Genomic DNA, 16767 nt, shown 5'->3' on the forward strand with positions numbered 1-16767 from the left:
CGATTTAATCGCCTTGCCCAAATCCATGCATACGGCGTGACCATTGGATGGCGACGATCATGCCCTTCAGGCGGGGCAAAAGGAAAAGAGATAGGGCGACTGCGCCGATGCTTAGGCTTGTCGCCATGATCACAGGGCTTGGTTGAAAATAGCTCCATATCAGGTGCATGCCAAAGCCCAAGATGTGCGCAACGATGAGAATGGTCAGATAGGCGGGTCCATCGTCGGCGCGGTGATGGCTTAGGGTTTCATTGCACACCGGGCAGTGGTCAACGACCTTAAGGTAGCCTTTGAATATGTGCCCTTCGCCGCAGTTGGGGCAACGCTGGCGCAGGCCGCATAGGATCGCGGGTTTTGTGGGGCGGTCATCAATTGTGGTATGGGCGTTTGACATTGTCTGTCTCCGGTTACTCTCTTCAAATGGCGTATCGGTACCCGTTTGAAAAGGGGAAGCCGCGCTATTGTGGCGCCGTGTCGCGGTCTGCGCAGGTTTTTTTCACAAACCTGCGCCGGAAATCTACGGGTGTTGCGTTCAAGAAGGGTCAGCGGCGCAAACGCGCCGCCCAACCCGAAATGAGGAATGACAATGAAAAAGACACTCTTGATGGCAGCACTTCTTTCAGGCGTTGTGATGGCGGCAGGCGCTGCTTCGGCACAGCCGGCACCCGGCGGCATGATGGAACGCCCCGACTTCGCGACACTGGATGCAGATTCTGACGGGAACCTGACGATGGATGAACTGCAGGCGCGCAGCGCAGACCGCTTTGCCCAAAGCGATACAAATGGTGACGGTGCGCTGAGCGCTGAAGAACTGGTCGCGCGGGCCGTCGCCGATGCCGAAGCACGTGTGGCGCGGATGATCACCCGACTTGACGCTGACAAAGATGGTAGCTTGCAGTTGGCCGAAATGCAGCCGCGTGGGGGGGCGATGTTCGAACGGATGTTCGAGCGGATGGATACCGACGAAGACGGTGTGCTGAGCGCAGAAGAGTTCGCAGCGGCCGAAGCGCGTATGGAACAGCGCGGCGGTCATCGCCATGATGGCGGTCATGGCGATGGTCATGGCATGCGCGGCCGCGGTTAAACCAATCATAGACAGGGGCGCGCCGCGTCCCTGTCTGTTGCTGAAGCGATGGAATACGGTTAGCACTCGATTATATGAACGCGATGCCAGATCCCTTTTTGGGCGCCCCGGATGAGGCGCTGTTGGTTGCATTTGCCAACGGCGATGTGGACGCTGCGCGTGCGTTGACTGTGCGCCTGTTGCCACGTGTGCTGGCGCAGGCAACCCGGATGCTTGCGAATACAGCCGAGGCAGAGGATGTGGCCCAAGAGGCGATGATCCGGCTTTGGAAGCAAGCCCCGGAATGGCGGCAAGGCGAGGCAAAGGTCACGACCTGGCTTTATCGGGTTGCGGCAAACCTGTGCACGGATGTGCTGCGCAAGCGGCGGGGCGGTGTGTCATTAGATCAGGTGGATGAACCACAAGACGCGGCGCCCAGCGTGGCACAGCAGATGCAAACGCAGACGCGCATGAAGGCGCTGTCGGATGCGTTGGCGCAACTGCCGGAACGACAGGCACAGGCCGTGGCCTTGCGCCATCTTGAGGGGCTGTCCAACCCCGACATTGCTGAGATCATGGACATTAGCGTCCGCTCGGTCGAAAGTCTGACCGCGCGCGGCAAACGGGCCCTTGCGGATATTATGGCAGGGCGAAAGGCGGAACTGGGGTACGACGATGACTGATCCTAAGACTGATATGCTGGATGATCTGTTTGCACAGGCGCGTGAATTGACACCGACGCCAAGCGACGACCTGTTTGCCCGTGTTCTGGCGGGTGCTGTCATTCCTCCTCCGGCAACAATGGTTGCACGGCCGCACGGTATTGGTGCAAAATTTCTAGGGCTTTTGGGTGGCTGGCCTGCTGTTGGCGGGCTTGCTGCTGCAACGTTTGCCGGCGTCTGGGTTGGCGTTGCACCGCCTGCCGCCGTTGAAGACTATACCGCCGCCCTGTGGGGTGACGAAATTACCGTCAGTATTTTCGCTGACACTACTGTTTATGCGGGAGACCTTTAAGATGGTAGCAGAACCCAAAAAGTCATCCCGTTGGATGCGCGTCGTCTTGGTGGCCTCACTTGGGCTGAACCTTGCGATAGCGGGGTTGGCGATTGGGTCACTGGTGTCTGGTAAATTCGGTGATGGTCCGCCGCGCAGCTATAATTTTGGGCTTGGCCCCGTTGCGCGCGCACTTGATCCCGCTGACCGCAAGGCGGTGGGGATGGCATTGCGCCGCACGCGACCGATGACTGATGTCGACCTGCGCGCCCAAGTGCACGACATGATCGCTGCCGTGCGCGCCGACCCGTTTGATGCCGCAGCACTGCGCGCTTTGCTGGCGGCGCAAAATGTGCGCACGGCAGCGCTGCAAACAAACGCACAAAATGTGCTGATCGACCACATCGCGGAAATGCCTGCCGCAGCGCGTATCGCGTTTGCGGATCGTCTGATGGATGAACTGGTCCGTCTGCGGCATCGCGACGTCCGCCCATCAGGCGGCTGATTTACTCATGGCGACCTGATTGCGCCCCGCTGATTTCGCCGCATAAAGAGCGGCATCCGCGCGGGCGCACATCTTGATTGTATCGGTCGCTGTTTTTGCCAAAGCGTGACTGACTGCCACACCGACCGAAATACACACAGACAGCGGTGGGTGGGCTTCGCCGATGTCAAAAGGTGTCTTGCTAACCAATTGGCGCAGACGGTTCGCCGTGACACGGGCCTGGGCGGCAGTGGTGCGGGGTTGGGCGACCAAAAACTCTTCTCCGCCTATGCGGGCGACCATATCAATGCTGCGCAGGCTGTCGCGCATCCGCTGTGCGATCTGTTTGAGCACCATATCGCCTGCAGCGTGACCGTAAGTGTCATTGATCCCTTTGAAGTGATCGATATCCACCATCATAATCGCCAGTGACGCACCAGCGGCAAGCGATGTTTCCGCGATACGCGGTAAATGCGACGCGACGTAGCGCCGGTTATAAAGCCCGGTAAGCTGGTCGGTGACGGCTGCCTGTAGCCCGTCGCGCAGGGTGGCCCGAAGCTGGTCATGCTGCAGTTTTCGCTGGACCAACACTCTGGCCCGCAGGGCGATTTCGTCGCCGGATACAGGACCGATGATCACGTCATCTGCCCCTAGATCCAAAAACATCGCTGCAGTGTTTGGCGTGCCCATGGGAATGACCACCAATTGCGTGGCAAGCCCCGTTTCCTGGCGGGCGCGCAAATCGGAGACAAGACCAAACAGACGGGGGTCGGTCGTATCCGTCGCACCCACATCAATGACAAAAAGATCAGGTGACGGCCTAATCCCGCCGCCGCGCAAGGCCTTATCCGGATCAAGCGCACGCACCAGATGGGTGTGGTTCTGGCTTAACGACCTGACCAGAAAGGCATCAGGCATGCCGTCTGCCGACAAAAGCGCGACATTGGCAGCCGTTTCAAAGGGCGACACCGCCTCTTCAAAGCCTAGCGCGCGACTGGTTCCATCGCGCAGTACCAGTTCTTGATGAGCGCTGCGCACACGCAAGAGGCTGCGGATGCGGGCAAGCAGCAATGCATCATTGATAGGGCGCGGAAGCACATCATTTGCCCCTGCATCCAAGGCGGCAAGGCGGGCTGTTGCGGTGTCGGCGACACCCATTGCAATGATCGCAATGCCTTCGGTGGCCGGCGTGTGTTTCAGCGTATGGCAAAAGGCGTGTAAATCAGCGACCTGATCACACATGTTGATCAAAATAAGATCCGGTCGCTGGTCACGCATCAATGCGATCGCCTGATCGACACGGGCGCATGAGTCGACCCGGAACTGTGCCGCCTGCATCTTTACTTTCATCACGATTCGATTTGTCGCGACGCTGTCGATGATCAATATACGTCCCGGCATGTGCGTTTCCTTTGACTGGCACTGCAACTTTTATTGGATACAATTTGTCAGATATTGGTTAAGGAAACCTTTCGACGGCTTAGGGGATGTCTTATGGATCATGAACACGCACAGATCATCGCACTGCAGGCACTGGCATGGCTGGTTGGCAACGAAGACCTATGCCCGGTATTTTTGGGCGCGAGTGGCGGATCGGTCGACGACCTGCGTGAACGCGCCACCGACCCGGCATTTCAGGCGGCTGTGTTGGAATTCATAACGATGGATGACGCGTGGGTTATCGCGTTCTGTGACACAGTTGATCTGGCCTATGACAAACCGCTGCGCGCACGCTACGCGCTGCCGGGCGCAGAGGCCGTACATTGGACCTAACGCGCAATCTTGATTGACACCGGATGTTCGCCGGGGTGGTGTGGCAGCGCAGATACCAAGGGGCAGCAGACGTGATCAAAGGCATTATTTTCGACAAAGACGGCACGTTGTTCGATTTCAACGCGACATGGGGCGCGTGGACACGGCAGATGTTGGCAGCAGAGGTCGGCGATGATCTTGCCAAGTTTGACCAACTGGCGGACGTTTTGGGCTACGATGCCGTAAACAATCGGTTTTTTCCGGGCAGTATTGTCATTGCCTCGACTGTTGATGTGGTGGCCGATCATATTTTGCGTGTGCTGGGCGATGTCCCCAAAGACGCATTGCTGGCCCGTATGAACGCTGGGTCTGCAAAGGTTGAACAGCAAGAGGCGGTGCCTTTGGCCGCATATTTCGCATCGCTATCGCAGTTGGACCTGCAATTGGGGATCGCCACCAACGATGCCGAAGCCCCTGCGCTGCGCCACTTGGAACGTGCGGGTGTGCGCGACCATTTTGGATTTATCGCAGGTTACGACAGTGGCTATGGCGCCAAACCGGCGCCGGGTCAGTTACAGGGGTTTTGTGCGCACACCGGCTTGCTGCCCGCGCAATGCGCGATGGTGGGCGACAGCACCCATGATCTGGATGCTGGCCGCGCCGCAGGAATGCTGACCATTGGTGTGCTGACCGGACCTGCCCCCGCCGAAGAATTAGCGCCAAGGGCAGATGTGGTGTTGCAAGACATCGGCGCAATTCCTGGTTGGCTGCGCGCCGAAGGGCTGATCAACGCCTAAGTCAGGCAGTCATAAAAGCTGGCCATCAAGTTGGTCAGCAGGTCTTGATATAGCGCGCCATTTGCAGGCAATGTCGCCCCCAGTCCATCAAGCGTGGCCGTCTTAACGCCGGTGCCTTCGGTCACAACGGCGCTGGTGCGTTCGGTCACTTCAAAGTCGTTGAACACACAGTGGATATTCCCCGCCGCAAGTTTCGCGCGGATGTCGGCCAGTTGTGCAGGCCCCGGTGTGCGGCCGTCGATGCCTGCAATCGCATCTGCGGGCGTCAGCCCGTAGCGGTGTTCAAAATACTGATAGCCGTCATGCGGCAGGATGTAAGGAATACCAACCACATCCGACAAAGCCTGGGCGTTTTGACTGTCGATTTTTTCGATCCGTGCAACGGCAACTTCGGCGTTTGACCTGTAAGTGTCGGCATGATCCGGGTCATGCGCGATCAGGTCTTGGGCGATGATCGCAACCCAATAGGCCGCGATGGTCGGATCAAGCCATGCATGCGGATCAACGTCACCGTGATCATCGTGGTCATCGTGGTCTGCGTCCTCATCTTCACCTTCTTCCGCGTGGTGCATGTCCCGGGGGGGCAGTTTTTCCCAGCCTTCGGTCGCGAGGAATTCACGCTGCATTGCGTGCGGGGCGAGGGTCGCCAGAGGCTCCTCAAGCCAAGGGGTTAATCCTTCGCCGATCCAGAATACCATATCAGCCTGCGTCAGGCGTTGCGCGTCACTGGGGCGCAGCGCAAAGCTGTGCGGGTCGGCGCCCGGAGGCAGCAAAAGATCGGGCTGCCCCAAGTCGCCCATCACCTGGGAAACAAGGCTATGCACCGGTGCGATGTCGGTCATGACATGCGGGACTTCGGCGGCGGCGGACAGTGGTATCAGGCACAGCGGCGCGAGAAAGCGAATCATGTTTTCGTCCTTGTTGTTGGATTTCGGATTTGCTATAAAATGTATGTTATAACATAACAAGGTTTAAAAGATGCCCACGGATACGCTTGGCTTTGCCAGCCATGATCATGCACATTGTGTGTCCTCCGCACTTTCCAGCGCGGAACAGGCCTGCGTGGATCGCAAGGTGCAACTCACGCCTGTGCGCCGTCGTGTGCTTGAGATTTTGTTGGAAAGCCACGCGGCAATGGGGGCCTATGATGTATTGGGGCGGCTGGATGCCGAAGGGCTGGGGTCCAAACCTCCTGTCGCATACCGTGCGCTGACGTTTCTGGTCGAGCAAGGCTTTGTGCATCGGATCGAGCGGCTGAACGCCTTTATTGCCTGCACCCATCCGGGCGCGCGCCACGATCCCGCGTTTATGATCTGCCGCGACTGCGGCAAAGTCGCCGAAGCCGAAGCCGCCATTCTTGCACTGCAACAGGTCGCAGCCGACAGCGGTTTCCAACTGGGGCAAACCGTGATCGAAGCCGAGGGCCTGTGCCCTGCGTGCCAACCGGGCGAGGACGCTGAATGAGTCTGATTGTCGCACAAGGGGTCGATTTTTCGCACGGCGGGCAGCGGGTGTTGCAAGGTGTCAATCTGGCTCTGGAGCCCGGCGAAATTGTCACCATCGTTGGTCCGAACGGGTCTGGCAAATCCACATTGCTGCGTTTGCTGATCGGTGCCTTGCGTCCGCGTAAAGGCAAAATCAGCCGCCAACCGGGTTTGCGGATCGGGTATGTCCCGCAAAAATTGCATATTGATCCGACGCTGCCGATGACGGTCGCCCGCTTTCTGAACCTGCCCCATGCGGTCGATCCCAGCGATGCAGCGGCCGCCTTGAAAACGGCGGGTGTGCCGGGGGTGGCAGTCCAACAGATGTCGCAGCTATCGGGGGGACAGTTCCAGCGGGTGCTTTTGGCGCGCGCCATTTTGGGACGTCCTGACGTCTTGATGCTGGACGAGGCGACGCAAGGCCTTGATCAACCGGGGTCCGCATCGTTCTATCGCCAGATCGAAGCCGTGCGCCGGGATCTGGACTGCGCCGTTTTGATGGTCAGTCATGAATTGCACGTGGTCATGAGCGCGTCTGACAGGGTGATCTGTCTGAATGGTCACGTGTGCTGCGAAGGCACCCCCGAGGTGGTCTCGGCGGCCCCTGCCTATCGCGAACTGTTCGGCACGGGCACTGGGGGCGCATTGGCGCTTTACCGGCATGAACATGATCACGGGCATGACCACAACCACGACCATCACCACCACGAGGCAGCAGAATGATGTTAGATGACTTTTTGGTTCGTGCCGCATTGGCCGGGGTGGGCACCGCGCTGGCTGCGGGCCTGTTGGGGTGTTTCGTCGTTTGGCGGCGCATGGCTTATTTCGGCGATGCCACGGCCCACGCGGCGGTGTTGGGCGTGGCGCTTGCCTTGGGTTTTGGCACGTCAATCACGCTGGGCGTTGTGATCGTCGCCTTGGCGATGGCCGTCCTGATCCACGGGCTAAGCGGGCAGGGCGCATCGATGGACACGTTATTGGGTGTGTTGTCGCACGGCGCATTGGCGCTGGGGCTGGTCGCAGTGACGATGATTCCGGGGCAACGGATCGATCTGGATGCTTATTTGTTCGGCGATGTGCTCAGTGTGACACGCTATGATTTGGCGGTGATCTGGGGCGGTGGCGCCGTCGTTGTGGGGGTGCTTTGGTGGCATTGGTCGGCGCTGTTGACCGCAACGCTTAGCCCTGATTTGGCCTATGCGGCGGGGATCAACCCGCGCCGCGAACAATTGGTTTTAACACTGCTTTTGGCGGGTGTCGTTGCTGTCGCGATCAAAGTTGTCGGCGCCTTGTTGATCACGGCCTTGCTGATCATCCCGGCCGCAGCAGCGCGCAGTTTTGCGCGGACACCCGAACGCATGGCGATTGCCGCAATGGCGATCGGTGCGCTGTCTGCGCTGGGCGGGCTGCGGGCGGCGGTGATGTTCGACACCCAAGTCGGGCCGTCGATTATTTGCGTGGCGGTTGCGTTGTTTGGTGTTGCGACGCTTGGGGCCAAATTGAACCTCAACCGCGCGGCCTAAACGTCGAGCCAGATCGTCACCGGCCCGTCGTTTGTCAGGCTTACGGCCATATCTGCGCCAAACTGGCCCGTCGCCGTGGTGATACCCAATGCGCCCATATCGGCGATAAACTGTTCATACAGGGCGCGCCCGTCATCGGGGGCTGCGGCAGACGAAAATCCGGGGCGGTTGCCGCGCGATGTGTCGGCGGCCAAGGTGAACTGGCTCACGATCAGGGCGGATCCGCCCGTGTCCAACAGCGATTTGTTCATTTTACCCGCATCGTCCGTAAAGATCCGCAGCTTGCTGATTTTTGCGGCCAATTGCGCAGACGTGCTGCTGTCGTCGCCTTGCATCGCACAGATCAGGATCAACAGGCCGGGGCCAATGTCGCCAATCACCGCCCCATCGACGCGCACGTTCGCCTGTGTGACGCGTTGAAGTAACGCTCTCACAGCTCGGCGGCCCAAGGCGGGTTGGCGCCCGCACGGCTGACCGTGATGGCCGCGACCCGCGCACCAAAGGCGGCGGCGGCTGTCAGGTCTGCGGCGGTTGCGTTTGCCAAGGTTGATTTGGTCAACAACCCGCGTTTGTTCATTTCGGCCAGAAATCCGGCGCTGAACGTGTCGCCGGCACCGACCGTATCGACCACTGTCGCCTTTTGTGCAGGCACATCGATGCTGCCGTCCGCTGTCACAACCGTGATGCCATCACTGCCGCGCGTCAGCAGCACGATCTGCGCACCTGTTTGCGCGCGCAGGGCCGCGGCATCGGTATTTCCCGTGATCCACTCCAGATCCTCGTCTGATGTTTTGATAATATCGGCCACCCCCAGCATGTCGGTCAACCGGGCGCGATAGCGGGCTTCGTCGGTGATGAAACCGGGGCGAATATTGGGGTCAATCATGGTGACGCGCGTCGGCGCCTCGCGTCGCATCAGGGCTTGATAAGCGGCACCGCAAGGTTCGACCACCAAACTGATTCCGCCAAAGAACAGCGCATCCGGGCCGCTCGGGGGAAGGTCATCAACCGACAGCATGCGCCCTGCAGTGTTTTCGTCGTAAAACGCATAGGATGCGTGCCCGTTGGTCAGCGTCACAAAGGCCAGTGTTGTGGGCCTGTCCATGATCGCGGCAGGGGTGCTGTCCACGTGCGATGCGGCCAGTTGGTCACGCAAAATCGTGCCGAATAGATCCGATGACAGCCCTGAAAAGAACTGCACAGGTGCGCCAAGCCGCCCCAGCGCGACTGCCGTGTTAAACACGGCGCCACCTGCGTGGGGGGCAAACGCCCGTTCACCGGTGTCTGTCTGCCGCGGCAGCATATCAATCAGGGCTTCGCCGCAGCAAATGATCATCTTCGTTCTCCACAATACTATTGGCTGTTAGCGATAACAAATCCTGCAACAAGCGCAAGGATAAGCCCGACAATAACAGCAAATCCGATCTTCCATGCAGAATAGGGGCGTTCACCTTGCACACGACCCGTGCGGCCATTGACGACAAAGCGGTAGGTCTTGCCGCGGTATTTATAGGCGGCCATCCAGACGGGCAGCAAAATGTGTTTAAAGGTGATATCGTTGATTGCCGTCTCGACGTTGCTGATCCGCTGTTCGTCACCGCCGATGTCGTATTTCACGTCGCGCCGGATCATATTGTCCATGTAGACGCGGGCCTCTGAAAATCCTTCGACCAGTTCAACCTGATACCCTTCGGCACGAAACCCGGCCAGATATTCAGGGTTATAAGGTTCCAGCGCAGACAGATCCCAAGGTTCAAGCCCATCGGTATACCGTTTGGGCAGCGACCGCGACGCCAATACCAACACATCGTCAAAGAACCGCGCAACCCGACCAGAGGCAGGCCGCCACCGGGTTTTGCGGACGCGCACCTGTGTGCGTTTTCCGTCGCGCATGACGGTTTTTGTTTCATAGTAATGCGTGCCGCGTTGGCCGGTATAGCTGCTTTTGGTGTCCGCATCGAAGGTCCAGTACGGGACGTAGATACCGTTCATTTTGCGGCCCTTGCGGGCGTAGTCCGTCAACCCGTTTGGCGCGAACCACAGATTGCCCAACCACGCGGTCAGCGCGCCGCGCGCGTCAGGTTCTGCCAACCCAAACGGCAGCAGGCCGCGCGGTTTGATATGGCGATGTGTGCCGGTGTCCGTAACGACAGGAGTGGCGCAGAACGGACATTCGGATGCATGGGTGTCGGCATCAAATTCAAAGGATGCGCCGCAGTTCGGACAACTGACGACACGGGTTTCTTCGATTTCTGCCTCGGCCAATCGATTGTCCAGTGCAGAACGGAAATCCAATTCCTTGATCCCGCTCACCCAAGGTCCGCCCCCGGCGATGTTTTGGGTATTGCCGCAATGGTCGCAGACCAGCTGCCTTGCGCCCGGGTCGAAACGCAGATCGGACCCGCAGGTGTCACAGGGAAACCGGTGTTCGGAAACCGGCGAGTCGGGGGCAGTTGTTGCAGAGGTATCCATAGCAAATGCATACCAACCCGACAGCCAACGCGCCATGGTTGGATTTACAGAAAACGATGAAGTTTCTTTGGTGCCATAATGCGCAAAGCATTGTCGCGCAGTTTGACATGGCGCCAGATATGAAAGGTCGCATGACAGGCAACCAGCAAGCCAAGTGCATAAAATTCGTAAATATGGAACTTGCCGATAATGTCGTTTGCCAACGGCATGTTCATGGGCGGTGCAATCGGCAAAAACCCACCCGCCAAGAGTAGGCGGTGCGAGGTCAGCCCCAGCAGGAAACCTGTCAGGGCAACGCCCCACAGGCCCCAGATAATCGCCGTATTCAGCCACCAATGCAGGCGGCGTGCGACAGGACCGAGCTTTGGCCCCGGTCGACCGGCCAAGCCCCGGCGCATGTGATCTGCCATCCAGATCAGTGACAGCGTCACAAAAATAAGTGCAAGGATCGAATGAAACTGGAATGCGCGTGGGCCAAGCGGAACAACATCGTCGGGCGTCACGATAATAAACCAGACCAACAGGGGAATCATCGCACCGTGCATCGTCTTGAGCCAGATTCGGCGATGCGGCAGGCGGCGCATCAATTCAGTGCGCAGGATGTGAAAACGATGTGTCATGGTGCAGTCACGCACCCCGCGGCGCAAAAGTTTCACATTTGTGTCGCGCGCCGCATACGAATGCCATCGTTCTTCGCGGCCATCACATGGCCCATCACCAAGACCACATCTGGCCTGTCGTGTGCGCCAATGCGATCCGCTTTGACACGACCCCCGCCGTTTTATCCCCGCGGAGATCACGCTGATGTCGTGGTCACGCGCCCGGCGGTGGAGGCGGCATCACGGTGAAAAGCTGCGCCAGTTCGGTGACCTCGTCTGCCTTGCTCCAGCCGTCTTGGCCTTGGGTCCAGACCATCGTGTCGCGGGTCAGCGTGCCGTCCGTCACTTTGCGGCCCATCGCGGCCTTGGAAAACGGACCGGTCACTGTGCCAGCCTCCGCGATATGCCAGACATGTTCGACGGGTGCAGGGGGCGGGGTAACCGCTGAGGGCACGGCACCCCATGGGCCCTGTTGCGCCATCTGTCCGGCCATCGCCATGCCCATGCCCGCCCCAAGGCCCGCCGCCATGCCGCCACCCGCAGGATTCGCCGCTGCCGCAGTCATGGCTTCGGCGGCAGAGTATTGGGTGAATTTGCCCAGATCGCCCGCGAGGCCCATCGATGTACGCTTGTCCAATGCGGCCTCGACGGCGGGGGGCAGGCTGATGTTTTCGATATACAGCTCGGGGATGGTCAGCCCGTATTGCTTCATGGTCGCATCAATGGCGCTCGCGACCAGTTTGCCCAGATCGGCGGTGTTCGCGGCCATATCCAGCACCGGAATGCCGGAGGATGCAATCACGCGGCTGAATTCCTGCACGATGATATTGCGGATTTGATAGCTGATCTCGTCCATGGTGAATTCGCCGTCAGTGCCAACGATTTCGCGCATGAAGACCGCCGGATCGGCCACCTTGATGGTATAGGTGCCATAGGCGCGCAGGCGTGTCGGACCAAATTCAGGGTCGCGCAACATGATCGGGTTTTTGGTGCCCCATTTAAGGTCGGAAAACCGGGTCGTGTTGACGTAATAGATTTCGGATTTGAACGGGCTTTTGAAACCATGATCCCAGTGTTGCAGGGTCGTCATGATCGGCATGTTATTGGTTTCAAGCATATAAAGGCCGGGGGTGAACACATCTGCCAATTGGCCTTCGTGGATGAACACCGCCGCTTGGCCTTCGCGCACGGTCAGTTTCGCGCCATACTTGATTTCATGGTCTTCACGTTCGAACCGCCAGACCATCGTGTCGCGGGTGTTGTCCGTCCAATGAATGACGTCAATAAATTCGCCGGTGAGAAAATCGAAAATGCCCATAGTGGCCTCCGTGGTTATGTCTGGTCAGCTCGCCCCTTGCGCCATCAGATCACGGGCGATCTGGCGGGCGATGGGGGCGGCGGTGGCGGGGTCCATGCCGGTTTGCAGGCGTGGATCGTAAAGCATTTTTAGCAACAGTTCGTCGTGCGTGGTCAGCAGCGCAAACTCTTCGTCGTCGTTAAAGATCGACGGGCGCGCGCCGGGGCTGTCGTTGGCCAGACCCATCCCTTGGGCCAATTCTTCGTGAATGCAGGCGGCACGCATCAGGTTGGGATGTTCGGCGCGAATGATGGCCACGGCTTTGCTATAGCTGGACTGGCCGGGGTTAAAGGTGCCGATCACGATGCAGTACTGATCGCGGGGCAGGTCAATGATCGCGCGCACGGTTGCCGTCGAAATCGCAGGGATCAGTTGGCGCAGCTGCGGTTCGAACGTGCGTCTGTCGTCTTCACCCAAAAACAGAACGTGGAAGTTGGGGTTGGCGTCGGTAAAGCTGATCGGCACCCCGGTCAGACGTGACAGGCGCGCCGCATACGTGTGGACACTTGCGGTGTCTTGGTCACGCTGCGAAAAAGGAACGGTGTTGCCAAATCCGACCGACATGCGGATCGGTTGATCCCAGCGCCGCAAGTGCGAAACGGTATTTTTGGTGGTCCTGAAATCGCTATCGTCTTGGTATTCATTAAACAGCGCGATGCGCACAAAATTCCGCGCCAAGTGGGTATCGGTGAACTGTGTGTCAGGGCCACCGCCATCGCCACGCAATAACCCTTGGGTCAGCAAACCGGTTTGCAAGCGCGTGTAATAGGCCGCCAACTGTTTGCTTTCGTCGCTGGGTTCCACCGATTCTGGCGGGGTAATTGGCACCACCAACTCTGGTAGATCGGGCGGCGGCACCACGGGCGGCGGGGCACCCGCGACGCAGCCTGCCATGGCCGCCAAACTGACGACCATGCCAAACCGCTGAACTGTGCCCCCAAAACCCATCGCGTTTAGTCGGCTGACGTACCAATGGTGTCGCCGGCGCCGGTCTTGCGCGCCTTGGCAGAGGCCAAGGTGTTCTTGAGCTCGGCTTCCATCTTTTTCATCTCGACTTCGGCCTCGGCGCGCTTGCGCTTGCCTTCGTCTGCGATTTCGAGGCTTTCGTTGATGGTCGCGATCAGGTCGGCGTTGGCTTGCTTGACGGCTTCGATGTCGAACACGCCGCGTTCCATTTCGGTGCGGATGGTTTTGTTGGCCTGACGCAGGTTTTGTGCGTTTGCCGTCAGCAATTCGTTGGTCAGATCATTTGCGTCACGGACGGCTTCTGCGGCTTCGGCAGACCGCTGGATGGTAACAGCCTGCGCCAGTTGGGTTTCCCACAAAGGCACCGTGTTGACCAAAGTCGAATTGATCTTGGTCACCAGTGATTTGTCATTTTCCTGCACCAAACGGATCGATGGCAGCGACTGCATCGTGACCTGACGGGTCAGTTTCAGGTCATGCACCCGGCGTTCAAGATCGTCGCGGGCAGAACGGATGTCGCGCAGTTCTTGGGCTTTCATCACCGCGGCGTCCTCGGCGGCAGCGGCGACCTCGGCCTCTTTCGCGGGGATGGTTGTTGCGTCCAGATCGGCGATCTTTGCTTCGCCCGCAGCAATATACAGCGCCAGTTCGTCGTAGAATTGCAGTGTCTTGTCGTACAAAACGTCAAGGCTTTCGATGTCTTTCAGCAGCACTGTCTCATGGCCCAACAGGTCGTCGGTCACATTGTCGATCTGGCTTTGGACCTCTTCGAAACGGGCGGCAAATTTTGCCATCGGCGCAGCGCGGCCCAACAATTTTTCCCACCACGTGCGCTGACGGCGCACATCAAGTTCGGACACAGAAAACCCGCGGATCGTGGACACGATATTGCGCAGACTGTCGCCCGCTGGCCCCACATCCTTGTTGCGTACACCGGCCAGCATGGCTTGGCTGATCACCTGAAGTTCTGCTTGGGCTGACGACCCGAACGACACGATGGAATTTGTGTCGGTCATGTCCAGTTCGGCAATGCGTCTGGTGATCTCGGCGCTTGTTGGCGCATCAGCGGCCTCAAGCGGGACGATCTCGCCTTTGGGTTCGGGCAGAACCACGGCGGTCACTTTGGCGACTTCGGCAAGAGCGGCCTCTGCTTTTTGGCGGGTATTCTCGGTCATTCGTCGGTTCCTTTCGGGTTTAGCGTGACGCCCTCGCGTTGAAGCCGGTCACGTAATACTTTGATTTCAATGTCCATATCGCTGCGGTCATCGATCATCAGCTTTTCGGTGCGTGCCGCAAAGTTCTGTTCAAGATCATTCAGCAGCGTTTCATAATGGGCGCGGGCGCTTTCGTCCTTTTTGCGGCGATAGAGAGCGACAAATTTTGTGGTCGCGTCACGCGCGCCCTGCAAATAGACGCCCAGGTACTTGCGTGCGCTGGTCAGATCGCGCGGGTCTTCTTCGACAGTGCGGATCATCTGGCGCGCGACAGTCTGAAACGCCACAACGCGCAGGGTCAGCTTGCGATCGTCCAGAATATCGATCTGGCCACGCATCGCCTCTAGGTGGGCTTCGGCTTTGTCGACCACGCGGGCGACGCGGTCTTGTTGGAAATCGTCGACCCCCTCCATGCGCTTGTCGGACAGGGGGTCAATGCCAAAGACGGCAACATGCAGACCCAGCGCCGCAATCCCGTACAGCACTGCACCCGCGACACTGCTTTGGCCCGAATAGGCCGCAATCGCGATACCAACCCCGGTTAGCAGGGACGCCAGCATCTTGCGCGGCACGCCGGGGCGGCGGGCCACCTTGCGGGCGTTATACGCGGCCTCGGCGACAAGCCCTTCTTGCAGCAGCCATGCCGCCAGCGTCAGGATACCTGCACCGATCAGCGCCGTCACCAAAACCGCAGGCCCGTCATTCAACGACGTCACCGCCAGCACGATGGCAGGCACAAACAGCAGGCGTGCGGGTGATTTTGCGGCGCGGGCCTGGCGCGCATTCAAGGCAGGTTCGCGGGCCCCTTCTGTTGTCGCGTCAGGGCTATATTTTCCGCCGAATCGTTGCGCCATTACGATGCCCCCAGCCAGCCAGAGGTGACGCCAAACATCAAAATCACCAGAACAATATAGGCGATCCGCTTGAATGTGTCGGGCATATGGTCGTCTTCCTTTTCTTGGGCCAATCTGACCACAGCTTGCATTGTCCCAAAGACGGTTATCATTGCAATGACAACAATGACCGATAAGGCAATTAAAAGAAATAGACGCGCCATTCTTACCCTCTACCGGTTCGCCGTCAGGATGTCCTAACGCCGCATTACGGCGACCTTGGCCATGGCGGGCTGCCGCGCCGTCGTCATCAGATACGTCGCAAGGGCGCAAAGAATGAAATAGAACACGCCAAAGTCCTCCATGCAGTTGTCACCAACTACCATGCACAACGCCTGTTCATAGAACAAGGGTTCAACGCGCGCGTTTTTTCCCCGCAGCGGGACGGTTGACAGGTTTGCGGACCCGTGTCGGCGTTGGTCGTTCTGACAGACCCAGCTGTTCACGCACCACCCGTTGCTTTAGCTCTTCGACCTCGCCTTGCTTGAGCGAGCCAAGCTGGAACGGGCCATAGCTGACGCGGATCAAACGGTTCACGGTCACGCCGATCGCCTCCATGGCACGGCGGATTTCGCGGTTTTTGCCTTCGCGCAGCGACACGGTCAGCCACGCGTTCGCCCCCTGCTGGCGGTCAAACGTGACGATCATCGGCTGGTAAGTGATGCCATCAACAGTGATGCCCGCGCGCAGTTGTTCCAGTTTCGGCTCGGATACCGATCCGTTGATCCGCACACGGTAACGCCGCAGCCAGCCGGTGCTGGGCAATTCCAGCTTGCGTTTCACGCCGCCGTCGTTTGTCAGCAGCAACAAACCCTCAGAGTTCAGATCAAGGCGCCCGATGGACATCACGCGCGGCATATCTTCGGGCAACGCCCCGAACACGGTGGCGCGGTCGCGTTCGTCGCGTTCGGTCGTCACAAGACCCGCGGGTTTATGATACAGCCAGATACGTGGCGGATCGGGTTCACCGACAGCTTTGCCATCAACGGTGATTTTATCCGTATCCGTCACATTCAACGCCGGGCTGTCGATGGGTTTCCCGTTCACATAGACGCGGCCATCGGCGATCATGCGTTCAGCTTCGCGGCGGCTGGCGATGCCTGCGCGGGATAAAACTTTGGCGATGCGATCGCCCTGTGGGGTGTCATTGGTCATAGCTATGCCCATAGC

23 protein-coding genes are annotated in these 16767 nt (G+C 59.0%); 9 read left to right on the plus strand and 14 right to left on the minus strand.

The window, feature by feature from the left end; genetic code table 11:
• Nucleotides 1–4: 4 nt before the first annotated feature.
• Nucleotides 5–394 (minus strand): DUF983 domain-containing protein, encoded by a 390-nt coding sequence (locus ACXJGX_RS10165; protein WP_474781245.1) that lies wholly within the window; start codon nt 392–394, stop codon nt 5–7.
• 192 nt (nt 395–586) lie between these two features.
• Between ACXJGX_RS10165 and ACXJGX_RS10170 the strand changes: the two genes are divergently transcribed.
• From ACXJGX_RS10170 to ACXJGX_RS10185, 4 genes are all read left to right on the plus strand, one after another.
• Entirely contained in the window at nt 587–1084 is a 498-nt protein-coding gene (locus ACXJGX_RS10170) for an EF-hand domain-containing protein (protein WP_474781247.1), read from the plus strand.
• Between the two features lie 74 nt (nt 1085–1158).
• Complete coding sequence (locus tag ACXJGX_RS10175; RefSeq protein WP_474781249.1) at nt 1159–1746, plus strand: RNA polymerase sigma factor; 588 nt, start codon at nt 1159–1161, stop codon at nt 1744–1746.
• Entirely contained in the window at nt 1739–2077 is a 339-nt protein-coding gene (locus ACXJGX_RS10180; protein WP_474781251.1) for a hypothetical protein, read from the plus strand. Before ACXJGX_RS10175 ends, ACXJGX_RS10180 begins: the two co-directional genes overlap by 8 nt.
• A 1-nt stretch (nt 2078) precedes the next feature.
• Nucleotides 2079–2561, plus strand: a complete 483-nt coding sequence (locus tag ACXJGX_RS10185) for a periplasmic heavy metal sensor (RefSeq protein WP_474781253.1) — start codon at nt 2079–2081, stop codon at nt 2559–2561.
• Here ACXJGX_RS10185 and ACXJGX_RS10190 read toward each other — a convergent pair.
• Entirely contained in the window at nt 2550–3941 is a 1392-nt protein-coding gene (locus tag ACXJGX_RS10190; RefSeq protein WP_474781255.1) for a diguanylate cyclase, read from the minus strand. The two genes, ACXJGX_RS10185 and ACXJGX_RS10190, sit on opposite strands and share 12 nt — an antisense overlap.
• 93 nt (nt 3942–4034) lie before the next feature.
• Here ACXJGX_RS10190 and ACXJGX_RS10195 point away from each other — a divergent pair, with 93 nt between their 5' ends.
• Nucleotides 4035–4313: a DUF3572 domain-containing protein gene (locus ACXJGX_RS10195; RefSeq protein ID WP_474781257.1), complete on the plus strand. Its 279-nt coding sequence runs from the start codon at nt 4035–4037 to the stop codon at nt 4311–4313.
• A gap of 71 nt (nt 4314–4384) precedes the next feature.
• Nucleotides 4385–5089, plus strand: coding sequence for an HAD family hydrolase (locus tag ACXJGX_RS10200; RefSeq protein WP_474781259.1), 705 nt, complete (start codon nt 4385–4387; stop codon nt 5087–5089).
• On the opposite strand, the gene ACXJGX_RS10205 is transcribed toward ACXJGX_RS10200, so the two are convergent.
• Nucleotides 5086–5997, minus strand: a complete 912-nt coding sequence (locus ACXJGX_RS10205) for a zinc ABC transporter substrate-binding protein (protein ID WP_474781261.1) — start codon at nt 5995–5997, stop codon at nt 5086–5088. The genes ACXJGX_RS10200 and ACXJGX_RS10205 overlap by 4 nt on opposite strands.
• Before the next feature lie 70 nt (nt 5998–6067).
• On the opposite strand from ACXJGX_RS10205, the gene ACXJGX_RS10210 reads away from it, so the two are divergent.
• The 3 genes from ACXJGX_RS10210 to ACXJGX_RS10220 are packed head-to-tail and all read left to right on the plus strand — an operon-like array spanning nt 6068 to nt 8096.
• Entirely contained in the window at nt 6068–6553 is a 486-nt protein-coding gene (locus ACXJGX_RS10210) for a transcriptional repressor (protein ID WP_474781263.1), read from the plus strand.
• Nucleotides 6550–7296: an ATP-binding cassette domain-containing protein gene (locus ACXJGX_RS10215; RefSeq protein ID WP_474781265.1), complete on the plus strand. Its 747-nt coding sequence runs from the start codon at nt 6550–6552 to the stop codon at nt 7294–7296. The genes ACXJGX_RS10210 and ACXJGX_RS10215 overlap by 4 nt, the downstream gene beginning before the upstream one ends.
• Nucleotides 7296–8096, plus strand: coding sequence for a metal ABC transporter permease (locus tag ACXJGX_RS10220; RefSeq protein ID WP_474781903.1), 801 nt, complete (start codon nt 7296–7298; stop codon nt 8094–8096). The genes ACXJGX_RS10215 and ACXJGX_RS10220 overlap by 1 nt, the downstream gene beginning before the upstream one ends.
• On the opposite strand, the gene dtd is transcribed toward ACXJGX_RS10220, so the two are convergent.
• The 11 genes from dtd to ACXJGX_RS10275 form a co-directional block, all read right to left on the minus strand.
• Nucleotides 8093–8530 (minus strand): D-aminoacyl-tRNA deacylase, encoded by a 438-nt coding sequence (gene dtd / locus ACXJGX_RS10225; RefSeq protein ID WP_474781267.1) that lies wholly within the window; start codon nt 8528–8530, stop codon nt 8093–8095. The genes ACXJGX_RS10220 and dtd overlap by 4 nt on opposite strands.
• Entirely contained in the window at nt 8527–9432 is a 906-nt protein-coding gene (locus ACXJGX_RS10230; protein ID WP_474781269.1) for a carbohydrate kinase family protein, read from the minus strand. The genes dtd and ACXJGX_RS10230 overlap by 4 nt, the downstream gene beginning before the upstream one ends.
• A 17-nt stretch (nt 9433–9449) precedes the next feature.
• On the minus strand, nt 9450–10568 hold the full coding sequence (locus tag ACXJGX_RS10235) for a TFIIB-type zinc ribbon-containing protein (RefSeq protein ID WP_474781905.1): 1119 nt from the start codon (nt 10566–10568) through the stop codon (nt 9450–9452).
• Between the two features lie 44 nt (nt 10569–10612).
• Complete coding sequence (locus ACXJGX_RS10240) at nt 10613–11188, minus strand: cytochrome B (protein WP_474781271.1); 576 nt, start codon at nt 11186–11188, stop codon at nt 10613–10615.
• A gap of 193 nt (nt 11189–11381) precedes the next feature.
• A complete protein-coding gene (locus tag ACXJGX_RS10245; RefSeq protein WP_474781273.1) occupies nt 11382–12485 on the minus strand; it encodes an SPFH domain-containing protein in 1104 nt (367 codons plus the stop codon).
• Between the two features lie 24 nt (nt 12486–12509).
• The gene (locus ACXJGX_RS10250; RefSeq protein WP_474781275.1) at nt 12510–13472 is read right to left on the minus strand and encodes a DUF2927 domain-containing protein; all 963 of its coding nucleotides are present in this window, start codon (nt 13470–13472) and stop codon (nt 12510–12512) included.
• A gap of 5 nt (nt 13473–13477) precedes the next feature.
• Nucleotides 13478–14665 carry a toxic anion resistance protein gene (locus ACXJGX_RS10255; protein WP_474781277.1) on the minus strand — a complete coding sequence of 396 codons (1188 nt, stop codon included), beginning with the start codon at nt 14663–14665 and terminating at the stop codon, nt 13478–13480.
• Nucleotides 14662–15558: a 5-bromo-4-chloroindolyl phosphate hydrolysis family protein gene (locus tag ACXJGX_RS10260; protein ID WP_474781279.1), complete on the minus strand. Its 897-nt coding sequence runs from the start codon at nt 15556–15558 to the stop codon at nt 14662–14664. Before ACXJGX_RS10260 ends, ACXJGX_RS10255 begins: the two co-directional genes overlap by 4 nt.
• The gene (locus ACXJGX_RS10265) at nt 15558–15761 is read right to left on the minus strand and encodes a hypothetical protein (protein ID WP_474781281.1); all 204 of its coding nucleotides are present in this window, start codon (nt 15759–15761) and stop codon (nt 15558–15560) included. Before ACXJGX_RS10265 ends, ACXJGX_RS10260 begins: the two co-directional genes overlap by 1 nt.
• Nucleotides 15762–15794: 33 nt before the next feature.
• Nucleotides 15795–15923, minus strand: coding sequence for a hypothetical protein (locus ACXJGX_RS10270; RefSeq protein WP_474781283.1), 129 nt, complete (start codon nt 15921–15923; stop codon nt 15795–15797).
• 28 nt (nt 15924–15951) lie between these two features.
• On the minus strand, nt 15952–16752 hold the full coding sequence (locus tag ACXJGX_RS10275; protein ID WP_474781285.1) for a pseudouridine synthase: 801 nt from the start codon (nt 16750–16752) through the stop codon (nt 15952–15954).
• Nucleotides 16753–16767 lie beyond the last annotated feature (15 nt).

This window comes from Yoonia sp. SWMV100 (assembly GCF_056108365.1).

Excerpts from the sequence above, each read along its gene's own strand:
- ACXJGX_RS10165 (WP_474781245.1), bottom strand. The coding sequence starts at position 394 with ATGTCAAACGCCCATACCACAATTGATGACCGCCCCACAAAACCCGCG.
- ACXJGX_RS10170 (WP_474781247.1), top strand. The coding sequence starts at position 587 with ATGAAAAAGACACTCTTGATGGCAGCACTTCTTTCAGGCGTTGTGATG.
- ACXJGX_RS10175 (WP_474781249.1), top strand. The coding sequence starts at position 1,159 with ATGAACGCGATGCCAGATCCCTTTTTGGGCGCCCCGGATGAGGCGCTG.
- ACXJGX_RS10180 (WP_474781251.1), top strand. The coding sequence starts at position 1,739 with ATGACTGATCCTAAGACTGATATGCTGGATGATCTGTTTGCACAGGCG.
- ACXJGX_RS10185 (WP_474781253.1), top strand. The coding sequence starts at position 2,079 with ATGGTAGCAGAACCCAAAAAGTCATCCCGTTGGATGCGCGTCGTCTTG.
- ACXJGX_RS10190 (WP_474781255.1), bottom strand. The coding sequence starts at position 3,941 with ATGCCGGGACGTATATTGATCATCGACAGCGTCGCGACAAATCGAATC.
- ACXJGX_RS10195 (WP_474781257.1), top strand. The coding sequence starts at position 4,035 with ATGGATCATGAACACGCACAGATCATCGCACTGCAGGCACTGGCATGG.
- ACXJGX_RS10205 (WP_474781261.1), bottom strand. The coding sequence starts at position 5,997 with ATGATTCGCTTTCTCGCGCCGCTGTGCCTGATACCACTGTCCGCCGCC.
- ACXJGX_RS10210 (WP_474781263.1), top strand. The coding sequence starts at position 6,068 with ATGCCCACGGATACGCTTGGCTTTGCCAGCCATGATCATGCACATTGT.
- ACXJGX_RS10215 (WP_474781265.1), top strand. The coding sequence starts at position 6,550 with ATGAGTCTGATTGTCGCACAAGGGGTCGATTTTTCGCACGGCGGGCAG.
- ACXJGX_RS10220 (WP_474781903.1), top strand. The coding sequence starts at position 7,296 with ATGTTAGATGACTTTTTGGTTCGTGCCGCATTGGCCGGGGTGGGCACC.
- ACXJGX_RS10230 (WP_474781269.1), bottom strand. The coding sequence starts at position 9,432 with ATGATCATTTGCTGCGGCGAAGCCCTGATTGATATGCTGCCGCGGCAG.
- ACXJGX_RS10235 (WP_474781905.1), bottom strand. The coding sequence starts at position 10,568 with ATGGATACCTCTGCAACAACTGCCCCCGACTCGCCGGTTTCCGAACAC.
- ACXJGX_RS10240 (WP_474781271.1), bottom strand. The coding sequence starts at position 11,188 with ATGACACATCGTTTTCACATCCTGCGCACTGAATTGATGCGCCGCCTG.
- ACXJGX_RS10245 (WP_474781273.1), bottom strand. The coding sequence starts at position 12,485 with ATGGGCATTTTCGATTTTCTCACCGGCGAATTTATTGACGTCATTCAT.
- ACXJGX_RS10250 (WP_474781275.1), bottom strand. The coding sequence starts at position 13,472 with ATGGGTTTTGGGGGCACAGTTCAGCGGTTTGGCATGGTCGTCAGTTTG.
- ACXJGX_RS10255 (WP_474781277.1), bottom strand. The coding sequence starts at position 14,665 with ATGACCGAGAATACCCGCCAAAAAGCAGAGGCCGCTCTTGCCGAAGTC.
- ACXJGX_RS10260 (WP_474781279.1), bottom strand. The coding sequence starts at position 15,558 with ATGGCGCAACGATTCGGCGGAAAATATAGCCCTGACGCGACAACAGAA.
- ACXJGX_RS10265 (WP_474781281.1), bottom strand. The coding sequence starts at position 15,761 with ATGGCGCGTCTATTTCTTTTAATTGCCTTATCGGTCATTGTTGTCATT.
- ACXJGX_RS10270 (WP_474781283.1), bottom strand. The coding sequence starts at position 15,923 with ATGGTAGTTGGTGACAACTGCATGGAGGACTTTGGCGTGTTCTATTTC.
- ACXJGX_RS10275 (WP_474781285.1), bottom strand. The coding sequence starts at position 16,752 with ATGACCAATGACACCCCACAGGGCGATCGCATCGCCAAAGTTTTATCC.